Below are 17,456 nucleotides of genomic sequence, written 5' to 3'. Positions count from 1 at the left end.
GGTACAGCGCGGATCAATCCACCTTCGCGCCCGAGAACTTCACCACTTCGCCCCATTTCTGGATGTCGGCGGCGATCACCTTTTCGAAGTGATCCGAAGTGCCTCCGAGCGTGGTGTAGCCCATGCCAACGAGCTTGTCGCGAAAGGCTGCCGTCTTGAGTGCAGCGTTGAGGTTGGCGTTGATCTTCTCGCGCACTTCTGCGGGCGCGTTCTTGGGCGCGAGCAGGCCGAACCAGGTTTCAGACAACAGTGCGGGGTAGCCTGCTTCCACGGTGGTGGGCACGTTGGGCAGGAGGTCGGAGCGCTTTTCGGCCATGACGGCAATGCCCGTCAAACGGCCATCCTTGACGAACGGCGCAGCCGCAGTGACGCCCGGAAATGCCACCTGCAATCGACCGCCCACGAGATCGGTCAGCACCGCACCCGGCGAGGTGTAGGGCACATGCGTCATGCTCACGTTCTGCGTCTTTTTGAAGAGTTCGCCCGAGAGGTGATAGGAGCTTCCGCTGCCGGTGGTGCCGAAATTCAGCTCGCCCGGATGGGCCTTGGCGTATTGCGCGAGTTCAGGCATGGTTTTCACGCCGAGCGAGGGCTGCGCAATGATGATGTTCGGCACCGAGGCGATCATCACGATGGGCATCAGATCGTTCTGCGGGTGATAGGCCTTGGCGTTGTAGAGCGTGATCGCGGGAACCAGCGTGCCCGTCCAACTAAAGAGCAGCGTATAGCCGTCCGCTTGCGACTTGACGACTGATGCCGAGCCCACGTTGCCGTTCGCGCCGGGGCGGTTTTCGACGATGAAGGATTGGCCGAGCGTGCGTGTGAGCTCATCGGCCACCAGCCGCGCGAGCGGATCTGAGCTACCGCCGGGCGCTGCGGGCACGATGATGCGCACGGGCTTGGTCGGCCAGCCATCGGCATGCGCCGCTGTGCCCCACGTGGACGTGATCGCGAGCATGGTGGCGGCGGTGGCCAAAAGTGCGCGGCGCTGTGTGATCGCCAGGCGGATGGACTGCTTCATGTCTTTGTCTCCTGCTTGTTGGATGCTCTTGCGGGTGAATGAACGAATGCGTGGACGAGTCAGCGCCGCGCCGCGGCTCAATACGATTTGGGCATGCCCAGCACTCGCTCGGCGATGTGGCTGAGGATGAGTTCACGGCTCACCGGGGCGATGCGCGGAATCATGATTTCGCGCAGGTAGCGCTCGACATGAAATTCCTTGGAGTAACCCATCCCGCCATGCGTGAGGATGGCTTGCTCACAGGCCTTGAAGCCCGCTTCTGCGGCGAAGTATTTCGCGGCATTGGCCTCAGCGCCGCATTCGCGGCCGTTGTCGTAGAGCCATCCGGCTTTCATCATCAAAAGCTGTGCGGCTTCAAGCTCGATCCAGTTCTTCGCAAGCGGATGCTGGATGGACTGGTTCTTGCCGATCGGCCGGTCGAACACCACGCGTTCGCGGGCGTAGTTCGACGCCTTGGCAAGCGCCGCCCGGCCCACGCCGATGGCCTCGGAGGCGAGCAGGATGCGTTCCGGGTTCATGCCATGCAGGATGTACTTGAAGCCCTTGCCCTCTTCGCCGATACGGTCCTCCACGGGGATCTCCAAACCGTCAATGAACAGCTCGTTGGAGTCCACACATTTGCGGCCCATCTTCTCGATCAGACGCACGTCGATCTTCGAGCGATCAAGGTCTGTATAGAACAGCGTGAGTCCATGCGATTGCTGGCCCGGGGCCAAGTCTTCGAGCGCGGTGGTGCGCGCCAGCAGCAGAATCTTGTCTGCTACCTGCGCCGTGGAAATCCACACCTTCTGGCCATGCACCACATACTTGTCGCCCTGCCGCACCGCGCGTGTTTTCAGCTTGGTGGTGTTGAGGCCCGCGTTCGGCTCGGTCACGCCAAAGCAGGCCTTGACCTCGCCGCGCGCAATCGGCGGCAGCATGCGACGCTTCTGCTCGTCGGTGCCGTAGACCACCACGGGCATCAAACCGAAGATGTTGATGTGAATGGACGAGGCACCGCTCATGCAGGCACCTGATTCGGCAATGGTCTGCATGAGCACACAGGCCTCCTGCACACCAAGACCCGCGCCGCCGTATTCCTCGGGCAGTGCGGTGCCGAGCCAGCCCGCGTCGCCCATGGCGCGGTAGAAGTCGTGCGGAAAGACGCCGTCGGCATCGCGCTCCAGCCAATAGCTTTCGGGAAAGCGCGTGCACAGATCCTGCACGGCTTCGCGGATGGCTTGCTGTTCGGTGGTCAGTTCAAAACTCATCAGGATTCATCCTCCAAGATTCAACGGCCTTGCCAGCGCGGTGCGCGCTTTTCGGCAAACGAACGCGGGCCTTCCTGTGCGTCTTCGCTGAGATACACCGGCTCGAACAGATGCTGCGCAGATCGCAGCGCTGCGGAGCGGCCCATTTCGGTAGAGAGGTACACGAGCTCGCGCGCGGCCTTGACGGTGAGCGGCGCGTTGGCCGCAATGCTTCTGGCAAGCTCTAAAGCGCAATCGCGCAAGCCGGAAAGTGGCACAACTTGGTTCACATAACCGAGTGCCATCGCGCGTTCTGCGGTGAGCGGCTTGCCGGTGAGCAGCACCTCCATCACGATGCGCTGTGGCAGCATGTGGATGAGCGGCGCTGCCCACGGCATGCCGCGCCCTACCTTGGCCTCGGTGATGCCGAAGGTGGCGTGATCGGCGGCCACGCACAGGTCGCACATCTGCGCGAACAGCCAGCCGCCTGCGAGCGCCACGCCGTTGACGGCGGCAATCGTCGGCTTGCTCATGGGAACGCCATCTCCGAGCACGGGAATCAGATCGCGCGGCGGGACCTTGAGGGCTTTGGCCGCGGCCTCCTTCAGATCCATGCCCGCGCAAAAGGCCTTGTCGCCCGCCCCGGTGAGGATGCCGACGCGCAACGAGCTGTCTTCTTCGAGCCGTGTCCACGCGGCACGCAGACCCTGCGCGAGGCCGCTGTTGATGGCGTTGCGCTGCGCTGGGCGGTCCATAGTGATGACGGCGATGCTGCCATCCACCACTTCAAAGGTCACTTCGTCGGTGAGATGTTCGATGGAATGCATGGGGTGGTTTTTCGTTCAGACGACAGCGGCGGCGTTCACCATGGCCTGCACCTGGCTTTCGCTGTAGCCAAGTTCACGCAGCACTTCGGCCGTGTGCTGGCCGAGCGTGGGCACGGCGCGCGGCGGTGCGGGCTTGTGGTGAGTCCAGGTGACGGGATTGCGCGGCGACTTGATGGCGCCCTCGGTGGGGTGCATCACGTCGGTGAAGAAGCCGGTGGCCACGAGGTGCGGGTCCTGCATCAGGCTTTGCAGGCTGTGCATGGGCATGAAAGGCACGTCGGCACGCTCGAGAATCGCGACCCACTCGGCGGTGGTGCGCTCTTCGAAGATACCGGCCAGCACGTCGTAGACATGGTCGATGTGCTGCGTGCGCTGCGCGTAGCTGGCAAAGCGCTCGTCATCGCGCATGAGCGCCTCGCGCCCGATCTCGCGCAGAAAGCCCTGCCACTGCTTGTCGTTGTAGACCAGCGCGCAGATGTACCCGTCTTGCGTGCGGTACGGACGGCGCTGCGACGAAAGCTGGCGCGCGTAGCCGCCGCCATCGAGCGGCGGATCGAAAGTGAGCCCGCCCATGTGGTCGCCCATGATGAAGGCCACCATGGTCTCGAACATGGGGATGTCGATCCGGTCGCCCTGCCCCGTGCGTTCGCGCGCCAGCAGACTCGCCAGAATCGCGCCCACACCTGTGAGTCCGACGATGCGGTCGCACAGCGCGTTGGGCACATAGCGCGGAATGCCGCCCGAGGCCTTGGCGATGAGGTGCGGTAGCGCACAGGCGCCCTGAATGAGGTCGTCATACGCCGGACGCGCGGCGTAGGGGCCGTCCTGCCCATAGCCGAACAGGCCGGCATAGATGATGCGCGGATTGAGCGCCTTGACCGCCTCGTAGCCGAGCCCCAGCCGCGCCATGGCCTGCGGGCGCACGTTGTACATGAGCACGTCGGCATCGGCGATGAGCTGGTGCAGCGCGGCCATGCCTTCGGGTGATTTCAGATCGAGCACCACGCTGCGCTTGTTGCGGTTGGCGTTGAGAAACACCGGCCCCATGCCGTCATGCCGGGCCGGGCCGATCTGGCGCACCAGATCGCCTTGGGGAGCTTCGATCTTGATCACGTCCGCCCCCATGTCGCCGAGGTTCTGCGACGCGAAGGGGCCCATGAGCACCGAGGTCAGATCGAGCACGCGAACCCCTGTGAGCGGTCCCCCGAAAGCGGTGCCTTGCTCAGCGATTGAAGCCATTTCGTTCTTGTACATGAACAAATCATACACACACAAGAACAAAATAGCAGTATCCTTGGCCCCATGTTTTCCCTGAGCCGGATGGATTTCCCTGGATTCCCCGCTTCGGCAGTTAAATTCCATGGATTACCGCGTCCAGCGGCCCGCCCGCCCTCTTTCCGCATCACCGTGAACGTCAAACAAGCCGCCAACGTCCTCGAACTGCTCGAATTCTTCGCCGCCCACCAGCGGCCCGCGAGCCTTGCCGAAATCGCCAAGCATTTCGACTGGCCGCGCTCGAGCACCTTCAACCTGCTGGGCACGCTGGCCCAGCGCGGCTATCTGTACGAGCCGCGCCCCAAGGCGGGCTACTACCCTACGCCCGCCTGGGCCACCCTCATCGGCAAGGTCGAGCAGGCCCAGCCCCTGCCCAAAGACATGCGTGCGCTGCTGGAGCAACTGGTGGCCGACACCGGCGAGACCGCCGTGCTGGCCGCGGTGAGCGGGTCAGACGCGTTGTTCGTGGAAACCGTCGAGTCGCCACATTCCGTGCGCTACGCCGCGCCTGTGGGCAAGCGCGTTCCACTGCACACCACCGCCACGGGGCGCACGCTGCTGTCGCAGATGCGGGCCGACGAGCGCGCTGGCGTGCTGCGCAAGGTGACGTTCGAGCAGTACACGCCCACCACGCTGATGTCCGCCGACGCGGTGGAGGCGGAGATCGCTCAGTCGATGCAACGCGGCTGGTTTCAGGGCAACGCGGAATTCACGCCCGAACTGGGCGGCGTCTCCATGGCGCTGGCCTTTGGCGAGCGGCGCTTTGCCTTGCTGGTGGCCGGGCCGATGTACCGCGTATCGCACCGCCTGCCGGAGTTGGCAGTGCACATTCGCCAACGCATCGACGCCTATCTGGCCGAGCACGCCGAAGAATCCGGAAGCTGAGCGCGGCACTGCACATCCGTATCGCCCCGCTGCACGCAAACCCGTGCAATGCCCTACCATCGCCCCACTTTGTCAAAAACTGTAGCGGGAGCGTAAAAAAAATGGGAATGTTCAGTTGGACCGAAAGGTCTCCACAGGTGCTGCAATCGGGCGGCGTGATCGGACCGGATGAGCGGCTGCCCTGGGGGCAGACCGGGTTGATGGGCGTGCAGCACGTGATCGCCATGTTCGGCTCCACGGTGCTGGCACCGATCCTCATGGGTTTCGATCCGAACATGGCGGTGTTCATGAGCGGCATCGGCACGCTGATCTTCTTCCTGATCACTGGCGGCAAGGTGCCCAGCTATCTGGGCTCGAGCTTCGCCTTCATCGGCGTGGTGATCGCAGCGACCGCCTATGCGGGCAAAGGGCCGAACGCGAACATCGGCGTGGCGCTGGGCGGCATCATCGCCTGCGGGGCGGTCTACACGCTGGTCGGGCTGATCGTGCAGTTGGTAGGCACGGGCTGGATCGAGCGCTTCATGCCGCCCGTGGTGACGGGAGCCATTGTCGCGGTGATCGGGCTGAATCTGGCCGGAATCCCAGTGAAGAACATGGCATCGAACAACTTCGAGAGCTGGATGCAGGCGCTCACTTTTGTCTGCGTCGGTCTCGTAGCGGTGCTCACGCGCGGCATGGTGCAGCGGTTGCTGATCCTTGTGGGTCTGCTGGTGGCTTCGGTGCTGTATGCGGTGCTGACCAATGGCATGGATCTGGGCAAGCCGCTGGATCTGTCGGGCGTGATCAATGCGCCGTGGTTCGGCCTGCCCTCCTTCCACGCGCCGGTGTTCAGCGGCAACGCGATGCTGCTGATCGTGCCGGTGGTGATCATTCTGGTGGCCGAGAATCTGGGCCACATCAAAGCCGTGACGGCCATGACCGGCAAGAACCTCGACCAGTACATGGGCCGCGCCTTCATCGGCGACGGCGTGGCGACGATGGTCAGCGGCGGGCTGGGCGGCACCGGAGTGACCACTTACGCCGAGAACATCGGCGTGATGGCGGCCACCAAGATCTACTCGACCGCCGTGTTCCTCGTGGCCGCGCTGATCGCCGTGCTGCTGGGCTTTTCCCCCAAGTTCGGCGCGCTGATCCAGGCCATTCCCCTGCCGGTAATGGGGGGAGTTTCCATTGTGGTCTTTGGTCTGATCGCGATTGCCGGAGCCAAGATCTGGGTGGAAAACAAGGTGGACTTTTCGCAGAACAAGAACCTGATCGTGGCGGCCATCACGCTGATCCTCGGCACTGGCGACTTCACTCTGAAATTCGGTGACTTCGCTCTCGGCGGCATCGGTACCGCGACCTTCGGCGCAATCATTCTGTACGCCCTTCTCAACCGCCGCCAAGACTGACAGCGGCATGACCTGACCCGAGATGACAATCCTGTCAGCATTCCGTAAGGCCGGGGTTTCTACCTAACGCGAACGGAATACCTGATAGGATTTACATCTGATAACCAGCCGAAGGGGCGTGCACAACGCCCCTTCGGTCATTTTCGGAGTCAAGTTTTCATGTTGTGTTCCACGTCCCGCATCCAGCATCCCGGCCTTCGCGAAAAGGTCATGACCGCAGAACAGGCCGCTGCGCTGATCGAGCCGGGATCGATTGTGGGAATGAGCGGATTCACGGGCGCGGGCTATCCCAAGTCCATCCCGCAGGCGCTGGCCAAGCGCATCGAGGCCGAGCACGCCGCTGGTCACCCGTTTCGCGTGAGCATCTGGACCGGCGCATCGACCGCCGCCGAGCTCGACGGCGCGCTCGCCAAGGTGGACGGCATGGAGATGCGCCTGCCCTTCCAGTCCGACCCGATCTGCCGCGAGAAGATCAACACCGGCAAGATGCACTTCGTGGACATGCACCTCTCGCATGTCGCCCAGCACGCATGGTTCGGCTTTCTGGGCCACCTGAACGTGGCGGTGATCGAGGTCACCGCGATCAACTCGGACGGCAGCTTCGTGCCCACCATGGCGGTCGGCAACAACAAGACCTGGCTGGACCTCGCCGACAAGGTGATCCTGGAAGTCAACCACCGTCTGCCGCTCGAACTCGACGGCATGCACGACATTTACTACGGTACCGCCATCCCGCCCCAGCGCAAGCCCATTGCGCTCTACGGCCCGAATGACCGCATCGGCGTGCCGCACCTGAGCTGCGATCCGTCCAAGATCATCGCCATCGTCCATACAGACAGCCCCGACCGCAACTCCGCCTTCGCCGCGCCCGACGTGAATTCCGAGCGCATCGCCGCACACGTGATCGACTTCCTCGCGCACGAGGTGAAGGTCGGCCGCCTGCCCAAGGAACTGCTGCCGCTGCAGTCGGGCGTGGGCAACGTGGCCAACGCCGTGCTCGCCGGACTGCTCAAGAGCCCGTTCGAGAACCTCACCGGCTACACCGAGGTGTTGCAAGACGGCATGCTCGAGCTGGTGCGCGAGGGCATGATGAAGTCGGCCTCGGCCAGCGCCATCTCGCTGAGCCACGCGGCACTCGACGAATTCGTGCAGAACATCGACTTCTACCGCGAGCGCATCGTGCTGCGCCCCCAGGAAATCAGCAACCACCCCGAGGTGGTGCGCCGCCTCGGCGTGATCGGCATGAACTCGATGATCGAAGCCGACATTTACGGCAACATCAACTCCACCCATGTGATGGGCACGAGCATGATGAACGGCATCGGCGGCTCGGGCGACTTCGCGCGCAACAGCTATCTCAACTTCTTCGTGACCCCATCCGTCGCCAAGGGCGGCAACGTGAGCTGCATCGTGCCGATGTGCGCCCACGTGGACCACACCGAGCACGACACCCAGGTCGTCGTCACCGAACAAGGCTTGGCCGACCTGCGCGGCCTCTCGCCACGCCAGCGCGCGCAGGTCATCATCGACAATTGCGCCCATCCTGACTACCGCCCGATGCTGCAGGACTACTTCGACCGTGCGCAGAAGAGCGGCGGCCAGCAGACACCCCACATCCTCGGCGAGGCACTGTCGTGGCATGACCGCTGCCAGAAAACGGGCAGCATGCGCGGCTGATCAACGCAAACGACAAGGGCACCCGAGGGTGCCCTTTTTCATGATCGCGGCGGGAAGCAATCAGCCGATGAAACGCCCCGTGTTGCCCATCACGCCGAGGTCGATGAAGCGCGAGCCCACATACGGCGACTGGCCGCTGTAGTCGACCACGAAGCCGCCCAGATCCAGGTTCTTGATGCTGGCCAATGCAGAGCGCAGCTTGGCGGGCGTCGGCTCCTTGCCTGCACGATCCAGACCTTCGGCGAGCACGCGGGCGTTGACGTAGGCCTCGAGGCTGCCCTGCGAGAACTCGTTGTGGCCCTTGGCGCGCATGGCGGCTTGATAGTCGCGCACGAGCTGGATGCGTGGGCGGTTGGGATCAGGCACGATCATGGTCAGTGCGAGGCCACTGCCATCCTCGCCGAGCTTGGCAAGCGCATCGCCGGGCATGGTCACCGACAGGCCGGCAAGCAGCACGCCGGGCACATGCTTCTTCATGCCACGCACCAGATCCACCGACACCGCACCAGCCGTCGCCAGCAGCACCGCCGAGGGGCGACCTGCTGACACCTTGGCAAACACGTCCTTCAGATTGGAACCATCGGTGGCCACGGCAGCCTCCACGGCAGTCTTCATGCCGAGGCCGTCAAGCGTGCGCTGAGCGTCAGCCAGTGCTTCCTTGCCGTAGCCGTTGTCCTGATAGATCACGCCGATACCCTTGAGGCCCATGCCCGCGAGGCGCTTGACCAATCGCTGCACCTCATCGGTGTAGCTGGCGCGCACGTGGAATACATTGCGCGCGCCCTTGCGCAGCGACGATGCCCCTGTGACCGGTGCCACGTACGGAATGCCAGCCTCCTCGATCAGCGGAAGAATTGCCGTGTTATTGGGCGTCCCTACGCAGGACAGCAACGCGAGCGCCGAGCCGCCGCTGAGCATCTGCTTGACGTTGCTGAGCGTGCGGTCGGGCACATAGGCGTCGTCCATCATCTGAAGCTGAATGCCACGGCCATGCACGCCGCCCTGCGCATTGATCTGCGCGAACGCCGCACCCGCGCCCTGCGAGATGTCGTTGCCAAAGCTGACCAGCGGGCCGCTCATGGCGGCGGAACAACCGATCGTCACCGACTTGGCATTGAGGCCGGGCACTTCCTGCGCGGCGGCGCTGCGAATGAAGGCGGGAGCAGCCGACAAGGCGAGCACACCGGATGCGAGCGAAACAAATTGGCGACGTTGCATGAAACTGGACTCCTGAACCTTCACCTGGTGCCTCCTTGACAAGGCCCGTATCTGCTGCCGCGCGCGGACACTCAACGCCGCTCAAACGTGACACACATCAACAATGGTGAATATTTGTTAATTTCCTGAGGAAGCCGCGATTCTGAGACGCTTTGGGTTGCCAGATGCGCCAAAAGATTCGCGTTTCACGCCAAACCCGCACACCCGTTCAGTAAATGATGTGAGAACGACTTTCCGCGCCTCTCCAATTGTCGCCATGGCAAACATTTGGAAAAAACCCTTTACCCTCGAGATCGCCAACCGCACGGGCGAAGACACGGCGACAAGCCATCTGGGCATTGAAATCGTGGAAGTGGGCGACGACTACATTCGTGGCCGCGTGCCGGTCGATGAGCGCACCAAGCAACCGTTCGGACTGCTCCACGGCGGCGTCAGCGTGGTGCTGGCCGAGTCGCTGGGCTCGCTAGGTGCCTTCTACGCCGCACCCGAAGGCTGGGGCGCGGTGGGGCTGGACATCAACGCCAACCACCTCAAATCCGCCCGCAGCGGCTGGGTGACCGGTACGGCGCGGCCAGTGCATATCGGCAAGACCACCCAAGTCTGGGCTATCGAGATGGTGAACGAAGACGGCGAACTGACCTGCATATCACGCCTCACGATGGCGATGCTCGCGCCGCGAAAGTGACCAGCGGAACGCCCATGGCGTGAAAGCCCGGCACATGATGCAGGTCATTCGATTTGCGTGATTCGAAAAAACCGTGCTACTATTTTTCGCATATGCAACGCAATCAGCAGCTACTAAACACCCTAAGTCTAAGCCTAGTGCTTGACCGGGGTCTGCTTGCGTGCATGCGCTCCGTTGCCTGAAGACCGAAGAATCAATAGCACCTTCGGTTCCTCTCAGCGCAACACCGACTTCCCCCTGACCCCGGCCCACACACCCGCCTGCAGTTTCGATTGATCGAGCGTGCAGGGCGGCAGGGGACGTCATTCGATTTCCGGTTCTTTGTTTCTTTTGCTTCAAAGAACCCTCGATTGACCCGTTGTGCATTGCGCGCCTTCTCACAAGGAATATGAGGCGCGGCACACACCACCCAATGTGGAGCCGAACATGATTTCCAACCCTTCCAGCAAGTACCAACCGTTTGCCCCCATCGCCTTGGCCGACCGCACCTGGCCCGGCAAGACCATCACGCAAGCGCCGATCTGGCTTTCCACCGACTTGCGCGACGGCAACCAGGCGCTCTTCGAGCCGATGAACGGCGAGCGCAAGATGGCACTCTACAAGGAGCTTGTGCGCATCGGCTTCAAGCAGATCGAGGTGGGTTTTCCCGCCGCATCGCAGACCGATTTCGACTTCGTGCGCCGCTTGATCGACGAGAACCTGATCCCCGATGACGTGACCATCATGGTGATGACGCAGTCGCGCGAAGACCTCATCGACCGCACAGTGGAAGCCGTGCAAGGTGCCAAGCGCGCCATCGTCCACATCTACAACGCCGTCGCACCCGCATGGCGCAAGATCGTCTTCAACATGGAAGTGCCGCAGGTGATGGAGCTCGTGAAGCATCATGTCTCGCACTTCAAGAAGCAGTCCGACAAGCATCCCGAGACCGAGTGGATCTTGCAGTATTCGCCCGAGACCTTCAGCAGCGCCGAGCTCGATGTCTCCTTGCAGGCCTGCCAGACCGCCATCGAAGCCTGGGGAGTGAACGCCCACCGCAAGATCATCATCAACCTGCCGACGACGGTGGAAAACGCCACCGCCAACGTGTTCGCCGACCAGATCGAATGGATGCACCGCCACCTCGTTCCGCGTGAACACGTCGTGCTCTCCGTGCACCCACACAACGACCGCGGCACCGGCGTGGCCGCCACTGAGTTCGCGATCATGGCCGGTGCCGACCGCGTGGAAGGCTGTCTCTTCGGCAACGGCGAACGCTGCGGCAACGTGGACATCGTCACGCTCGCGCTCAACATGTACACGCAGGGCGTGCACCCAAAGCTCGACTTCTCCGACATCACCGGCGTCGCGCGCATCGCCGAAGAATGCACCTCGCTGCCCGTGCACCCGCGCCACCCCTATGCCGGTGACCTCGTGTTCACCGCATTTTCCGGCTCGCATCAGGATGCGATCAAGAAGGGCTTCGCCGCGCAGGACCCCAAGGCGATCTGGGAGGTGCCCTACCTCCCCATCGACCCCGCCGACCTCGGCCGCACGTATGACAGTGTGATCCGCGTGAACAGCCAATCGGGCAAGGGCGGCATCTCCTTCCTCATGGAGCGCGAACATGGCGTGGTGATGCCGCGCCGCATGCAGGTCGAATTCAGCGCCATGGTCCAACGCCAGACCGACAGCAACGAAACCGAGATGACCGGCGACGCACTCTGGACCCTGTTCGACACCACCTACCTCGCCACCCTCACCAGCCCCGCGGCGATCATCTGCCACGCCCACCGCGTGACCAATGACGGCCACAGCATCGAGCTCGACGTGACGATCAACGGCGTGCGCCAGACCCTGCAAGGCGAAGGCAACGGCCCCATCGCCGCCACGGTAGATGCCCTCGGCTTGCCCTTGCGCGTGGACCACTACGAAGAACGCGCAACAGGCAGCGGTGCCAACGCCCAAGCCCTTGCCATCATCGAAGCCGCGATGGAAGGCGTAGCCGGTTCCACCTTCGGAGCAGGCATGAGCCACAACATCATGACCGCCTCCGTACAAGCCGTAGTGAGCGTAGCCAACCGCCTGAATGCCCGTGGCAATGCGGAACATGCACGCCAGACAGAAACAGAATCGGCCTGATCAACTCAGCGTGAAAAAAGATGCGCCTGTCAGCAGCACCCCGCTGACAAGCGCACCACAGACTCTGCGACCGGCGCGGTCCACAAGACCAAACCCATCGAATGCCACAAGCGTCCAGCAGAGCCCCGCGCCCACAAGGCGTGCCTCAGGCGCACGTGCATCTCGCGCACAGCGAGATGCAGCACGAGCGAAGCAAAGCAACGTGCCGAACACACCTCTTCAGGTCACTTTTGCGGCATGACTCCGACGCCGGGCGGAACTCCCGGCTCCGAGAAATGAACACCCAGCAGCCCGTCGCCACAGCACACAGCAATATCGAACAGCTCAAGCAACTTGGGAATTATTCCCATAGCTGCTACCCTAAGCCCCATGCGAGCCCTCCACAGCCTGTGCCTCACCGTAGCAACAGCCGTCCTGCTGGCCGCGTGCAGCTCCACCCCCAGTCCAAAACAGACTTCCCGCACGCCAGGCCAAGGCATCTCCCGCCTCTCCACCGAGCAAGCCGACGACATCGCCATCCACGCGATGGGCTTGGTCGGCACCCCCTACCGCTACGGTGGCAACACCCCCGACAGCGGTTTCGACTGCAGCGGCCTCATCGGCTATGTCTACCGAAGCCGCGCAGGCGTATCCCCCCCACGCACCGTCGCGCAGCTCGACGAATTCGGCAAGGCGATTTCGAAGAGCGATCTGCGCGTCGGCGACCTCGTGGTGTTCGGACGCGGCACGCCCACGCATGCCGGCATCTATGTGGGCGAAGGTCGCTTCGTGCACGCACCATCCACAGGCGGGACAGTACGGCTCGATTCGCTGAGCTCGACCTACTGGTCCAAGCAACCTACGGCCTTCCGACGCTTCTAGGCTAAGAGAGGCGCACCCGTGCCACGCCAACGGGTTGAAATGGCGGGGCCATCGCATCCGTTGCCAAACGACGCGGCCCCGTGTTGATGAATGCACCCAAGCGGGCGTCGTAGCCACGGCCCACCCCATCGATCTGCAGCGCTGTGGACTCATCCAGATAGCGCCCCATAGCACGCAACGGCTGCCACAGCCGCAGCGGATTGTGCTGCGCGCAATCATGACCCCACGGGTCCTGCTGCAACGCCCAGAGCACGGCGCCCTTGGCATCGACCAGCGCGACGGGACTTCCGGTGTGATCGTTCAGCACATGCCGGATCTGCACTTCGGCAGAGGAATCGATCTCCACCTCTGCGTCCACATCCACACGTTGCAACGCCGACTGCCCTGCCTTGACCTGACGGACCAGAAACGCCTGATGGCTCGCGCACTGGCCGCTGTCTGCCTCGAGGCGTGCCTTGATGCGCGCGTCCAGATCTTCGAGATGTCTGAGCATCTCGCGCATGTCCTGACGAGGCGAAACGTCCTTGGCTTGCGGCTTGATGTCGACAGGCTTCTCGGCAAGCACCACCACGGGCATGGCCTGCCCCTTCGCCAATTGCACCAGCGGCGTGAGCGTGCCGGGCTCGTAGACAGTGTGCACGACGTGCAGCGCCTCACTCTTCTCGCTCGCACGCTCCGCATGGCGCTCGATGTGCACCAACCGTGTTTCGTCCCAACCGAAATATTCAGCACCGATGACCTTGCCATTGGTGTCGCGACGCATGATCGCCACACACCGGCCCAGCGCATCATGGCGGTATTGCTGATCGAATGGCTCGCCCAGAGCGTTCATACCCTTGGCTGCGACAAGACGATTCGCAGCGTCGTAATGCAGACGCACGGCATGACCATTGTGCAAATCAAGCACACGCGTGCGGTTGCTTCGGCTGTCGTAGCAGAAGCACAGACGTGCATCCTCGCTGCGCCGGTCGTGCGCATTGGTGTAGTAATCCACGCGCCCACCGGCCCAGCGTGTGGTGTGTGCGAGTTCGGATTCCGGGCGACGCGCCGCATCCTGCATTACGAGGTCATCGTCCGCGCAGGCGGATTCCGCTTCCAGATCGTCGGCATGCGTGGCGGTCATCACATCCGATGGCTGCGGCAAGCGATTTCCGGATGCGTCGAACGACCAGCGCTGCGCGCCCGCCTGCGGTGTATGCGATGCGATCAGGCGACCGTGCGCGTCGTAGGCAAAGCGGCTCGTACCCACATCGCTGTGGATGGCGAGCATGCGACCCGCGTGGTCATAGAGATACTGGCGCGCGCGAATCGCGGAGGCCGCGACATCGGCGGTGGAGGGCGAGAGTGCATCGCCCACCCATTCCACGTTTTGCCACAGACCTGCAGCGTTCCAGTCGATCTGTCGATGAATGCCCGCGGTCGTCAGATGGCGCACCGTCTCGCGCTGTAGCTCATCACGCTCGAAATCAATCTGCGGTTTGCGATTCCACGCGAGGATCTGCAATGCGCCCGCAGCATTCAGCGCAAAACCCACTGCGCCCAAATCGCCCAGCTCGCTGGCAATGCGCCGTCCTTGCCCGTCGAGCACATGAGAGATTCGATATTCGAACTCAGGCTTGCCGGTATCTCCGTCGAAGAGCTGCTGTGTTTCTTCGGTCACTCGTCCCATTGGGTCACGGCGCCATTCAATGCGGCTGGTAAGCCTTTCGGCGCTCTTGCTGCTGACGCTGGAAGTGCTCGCAATCCAGCTGCTGGCCGCGAGCATCTCGCCGGTGCGGTTCCATTCGAACCGCGTGGTGAACGCGGCGCTGTCGGTATTCGCGGGATGATGGATGGCGGCAATTCTGTCCGCCACATTCCATTCATGGCGAATGGTGCGCGCCTCGCGGTCATGGTCCTCCACGCTGCCGTCGATGCATTCAAGCAGGCGCCCACCAGCGCCGTATCGGTACTCGACAGTGCGCAGATCAAACCCGATCTCATGCACCAGACGATCCATCTCATCCCACTGCAGCCGCAACGTGTCGCCGTTCTCGTTGGTGCAGGTGGTCAAACGGCCTGCGTCGTCGTAGCTCCATTTCATGGAAGTGCCCGCATGTTCGCGGTGCATGATGCGGCCCCACAGGTCGTACTCGATCTGCACGTCGCCTGCGCTGCGCAGAGCCGCTTCCGACGTGGCGTTGCCCGACACGCTTTCTCCCTCCACGCGCCCACAGACATCACGCGTGCAATGGTGACTCACGCCGCTGGCCAGATGCACCGCGACGAGCAGGCCACGGGGGTCGTACTCGTAGCGCTCGACCTCGGCAAGCGGATTGATCTTCGCGGTCAGCCTCCCCTTGGCGTCATGCTCGAACTGCGTGGTGTTTCCGGTGGCATCGCTGAGTCGCTCAAGCAGTCCTTCGCGTGTATGCACAAAGCGCGTCGTGCCACCCGCGCCATCGGTGATCTGCGATGGCAGGTGAGCGATCAACCTGTCGGCGGACGGCTCGGGATAGACGCGCCGCTCCACGCTGTCATCAGCGCGCGTGATGCGCTCCAGACGGTGCCAAGCGTCGTAGTGGTATCGCGTGCTGCGGCCTTCCGGGTCGGAGACGCTTTGCAACAAGCCCGTCGCCGCATCCCATTCGTTGCGAGTTTCACTGCCGTCAGGATGCTGCACGAAGGTGGTGAGACCCATCGCGTTCGGCCACAGATGTGTGGTGCGGCCCTGCGCATCGGTGAAGGAGATCAGCCGGCCATGCGCGTCATGCGCCCAGCGCACCGTGCTGCCGTCCGCGCGCGCGTGTTCCGCAATGCGCGCCAGACCTCCAGCGCCCTTGAAAAGATGACCGTTGCTGCGCTTGAAGCTGTCAGTCACCACCGTCTTGGTGCGTGGCAACTGGTCCTCGTCGGCAGGCAGTGTCTGGTAGCTGAAGTGGCGGGTGAGCCCCTGCTGGCTACGCTGCTCGGCGACGCGCGCTCCAGGCTCGTTGCGCTCGTAGCGGTAATGGTGCTCAGGACCGCCGCGCTCCTGATGCATGGTGAGCAGATGGTTGCGCCAGGCATAGCGCTGCACGCTTTCCTCCCGCGCGTTGCGCACTTCGACGAGGTCTCCTTCGGCGCTGTAGACATAGCGCACCAGCAGTTCAGGATCGAGCACATTGAAGGCTTCGGGCGTTCCCAACAGCTCGACCTTGGTGAGCCGCACGCCGCTGTCTGCCTGCCAGAAGTGGCCTGACGGATAGCGCGGCTCGGGGCGCGGCGCGCGCACCTGTTCGTAGTGCAGGCGATAGCAACGGCCCACACCATCCTGCATGGCCACGATGCGCATGGCACCGGACACCATGCCATAGCGATAGCGCTGAATGCGGCCGAGTCGGTCGATGCGTCCCAACAGTTGCCATTCGTCACCAGGCGCCGCTTCATCACCGCTCTCCAGCGCCTTGCGGTTGGCAGGCGCGAAGGCCCAGAGTTCGTCGCCATTGCCGTGGCCCGTAAAAACCACATGCGGCCTGCACACCATCTCCTTGGGCAGATGGGCAAAGCGGCGCTGCTCGGTCGATGCGTACCACTCGGAGACCTGCGCCGGATTGCCACTCGAGCGCAGCAGCCACAGGTCTTCGCTGGCGCTGTAGTGGCTCTCGCCCGCCGCCAGCGCATCGAAATGGATGCTGCGGCCATCGACGTCATGCAGCACGCAGGTCTGCGCCTTCACTTCGAGACGCAGCTCCAGCGGCGTGCGCCAGCCATGGCCGAGCACACCGCAGACGCCGCCTTGCGCCGCATCGGTGTAGCTGCTGTAGCGGCGCTGCCAGACAAGGGGTAAGGCGCCCGGTAACGAGAAATCCGTCTGCACCGAGCCGCCGAGCACCAGAGCGCCCGTCGCCTCGAATACGCCAAAGCCAGACTCGGGCACGACAGCACGCGGTGAGCAGGCCTGGCCGGGCGAATGGCGCTCAACTGTTGTGGCGTCTTCCTTGGTCTCTTTGCTCTCTTTGGACTTGCCGCCTTTCGCAATGGCGGCATCGATGTGCGCTTGCGGGTTCTTGGTCATGTGCGATTCCCTCCATTCACAGGCGATGTGATGTGTATTGGTGTTCTTGTGTGATGGCGCCCGAGCGCGGCGGATGAGAAAAAACAGAGCGTCCGCGCAGACAAGCCGTGAAAAGTTCATGGTTTCACCACCTGAACGAATGGCGTTTGGAATGGCTCAAAGGGTCCGGGAAACAAGCGGAGTCCATTGGTATCCGTTTTGCTGTTTTGGAAACCAACGCGTAAATCCCT

12 protein-coding genes are annotated in these 17,456 nt (G+C 63.0%); 6 read left to right on the top strand and 6 right to left on the bottom strand.

Going from position 1 to position 17,456, the window contains the following annotated elements:
- Positions 1–13: 13 nt before the first annotated feature.
- The 4 genes from G7047_RS23805 to G7047_RS23790 form a co-directional block, all read right to left on the bottom strand.
- Positions 14–1,021 (bottom strand): tripartite tricarboxylate transporter substrate binding protein, encoded by a 1,008-nt coding sequence (locus tag G7047_RS23805; protein ID WP_166310654.1) that lies wholly within the window; start codon positions 1,019–1,021, stop codon positions 14–16.
- Between the two features lie 77 nt (positions 1,022–1,098).
- A complete protein-coding gene (locus G7047_RS23800) occupies positions 1,099–2,271 on the bottom strand; it encodes an acyl-CoA dehydrogenase family protein (RefSeq protein ID WP_166310652.1) in 1,173 nt (390 codons plus the stop codon).
- A 20-nt stretch (positions 2,272–2,291) separates the two neighbouring features.
- Entirely contained in the window at positions 2,292–3,077 is a 786-nt protein-coding gene (locus G7047_RS23795) for an enoyl-CoA hydratase-related protein (RefSeq protein WP_166310650.1), read from the bottom strand.
- A 15-nt stretch (positions 3,078–3,092) separates the two neighbouring features.
- Positions 3,093–4,316: a CaiB/BaiF CoA-transferase family protein gene (locus G7047_RS23790; protein ID WP_166310648.1), complete on the bottom strand. Its 1,224-nt coding sequence runs from the start codon at positions 4,314–4,316 to the stop codon at positions 3,093–3,095.
- Between the two features lie 168 nt (positions 4,317–4,484).
- Here G7047_RS23790 and G7047_RS23785 point away from each other — a divergent pair, with 168 nt between their 5' ends.
- From G7047_RS23785 to G7047_RS23775, 3 genes are all read left to right on the top strand, one after another.
- Positions 4,485–5,237: an IclR family transcriptional regulator gene (locus tag G7047_RS23785; protein WP_166310646.1), complete on the top strand. Its 753-nt coding sequence runs from the start codon at positions 4,485–4,487 to the stop codon at positions 5,235–5,237.
- 101 nt (positions 5,238–5,338) lie between these two features.
- A complete protein-coding gene (locus G7047_RS23780; protein WP_166310644.1) occupies positions 5,339–6,628 on the top strand; it encodes a solute carrier family 23 protein in 1,290 nt (429 codons plus the stop codon).
- A gap of 159 nt (positions 6,629–6,787) precedes the next feature.
- The gene (locus G7047_RS23775) at positions 6,788–8,305 is read left to right on the top strand and encodes an acetyl-CoA hydrolase/transferase family protein (RefSeq protein WP_240939241.1); all 1,518 of its coding nucleotides are present in this window, start codon (positions 6,788–6,790) and stop codon (positions 8,303–8,305) included.
- Positions 8,306–8,365: 60 nt separating this feature from the next.
- On the opposite strand, the gene G7047_RS23770 is transcribed toward G7047_RS23775, so the two are convergent.
- Positions 8,366–9,523: an ABC transporter substrate-binding protein gene (locus G7047_RS23770; RefSeq protein WP_166310642.1), complete on the bottom strand. Its 1,158-nt coding sequence runs from the start codon at positions 9,521–9,523 to the stop codon at positions 8,366–8,368.
- 256 nt (positions 9,524–9,779) lie between these two features.
- Here G7047_RS23770 and G7047_RS23765 point away from each other — a divergent pair, with 256 nt between their 5' ends.
- The 3 genes from G7047_RS23765 to G7047_RS23755 all read left to right on the top strand — a co-directional run bounded on the left by G7047_RS23765 (position 9,780) and on the right by G7047_RS23755 (position 13,190).
- Positions 9,780–10,208 (top strand): hotdog fold thioesterase, encoded by a 429-nt coding sequence (locus G7047_RS23765; protein WP_166310640.1) that lies wholly within the window; start codon positions 9,780–9,782, stop codon positions 10,206–10,208.
- Positions 10,209–10,634: 426 nt separating this feature from the next.
- Positions 10,635–12,329 (top strand): 2-isopropylmalate synthase, encoded by a 1,695-nt coding sequence (gene leuA / locus G7047_RS23760; protein WP_166310638.1) that lies wholly within the window; start codon positions 10,635–10,637, stop codon positions 12,327–12,329.
- A gap of 369 nt (positions 12,330–12,698) precedes the next feature.
- Complete coding sequence (locus G7047_RS23755; RefSeq protein WP_166310636.1) at positions 12,699–13,190, top strand: C40 family peptidase; 492 nt, start codon at positions 12,699–12,701, stop codon at positions 13,188–13,190.
- Between the two features lies 1 nt (position 13,191).
- Here the strand turns inward: G7047_RS23755 and G7047_RS23750 are convergent, their stop codons facing one another.
- Positions 13,192–17,226: a DUF6531 domain-containing protein gene (locus G7047_RS23750; protein WP_166310634.1), complete on the bottom strand. Its 4,035-nt coding sequence runs from the start codon at positions 17,224–17,226 to the stop codon at positions 13,192–13,194.
- Positions 17,227–17,456: the final 230 nt, after the last annotated feature.

This window comes from Diaphorobacter sp. HDW4A (assembly GCF_011305995.1).
GTDB lineage: Bacteria > Pseudomonadota > Gammaproteobacteria > Burkholderiales > Burkholderiaceae_C > Diaphorobacter_A.
This window is presented reverse-complemented; position numbering and strand designations above follow the sequence as displayed.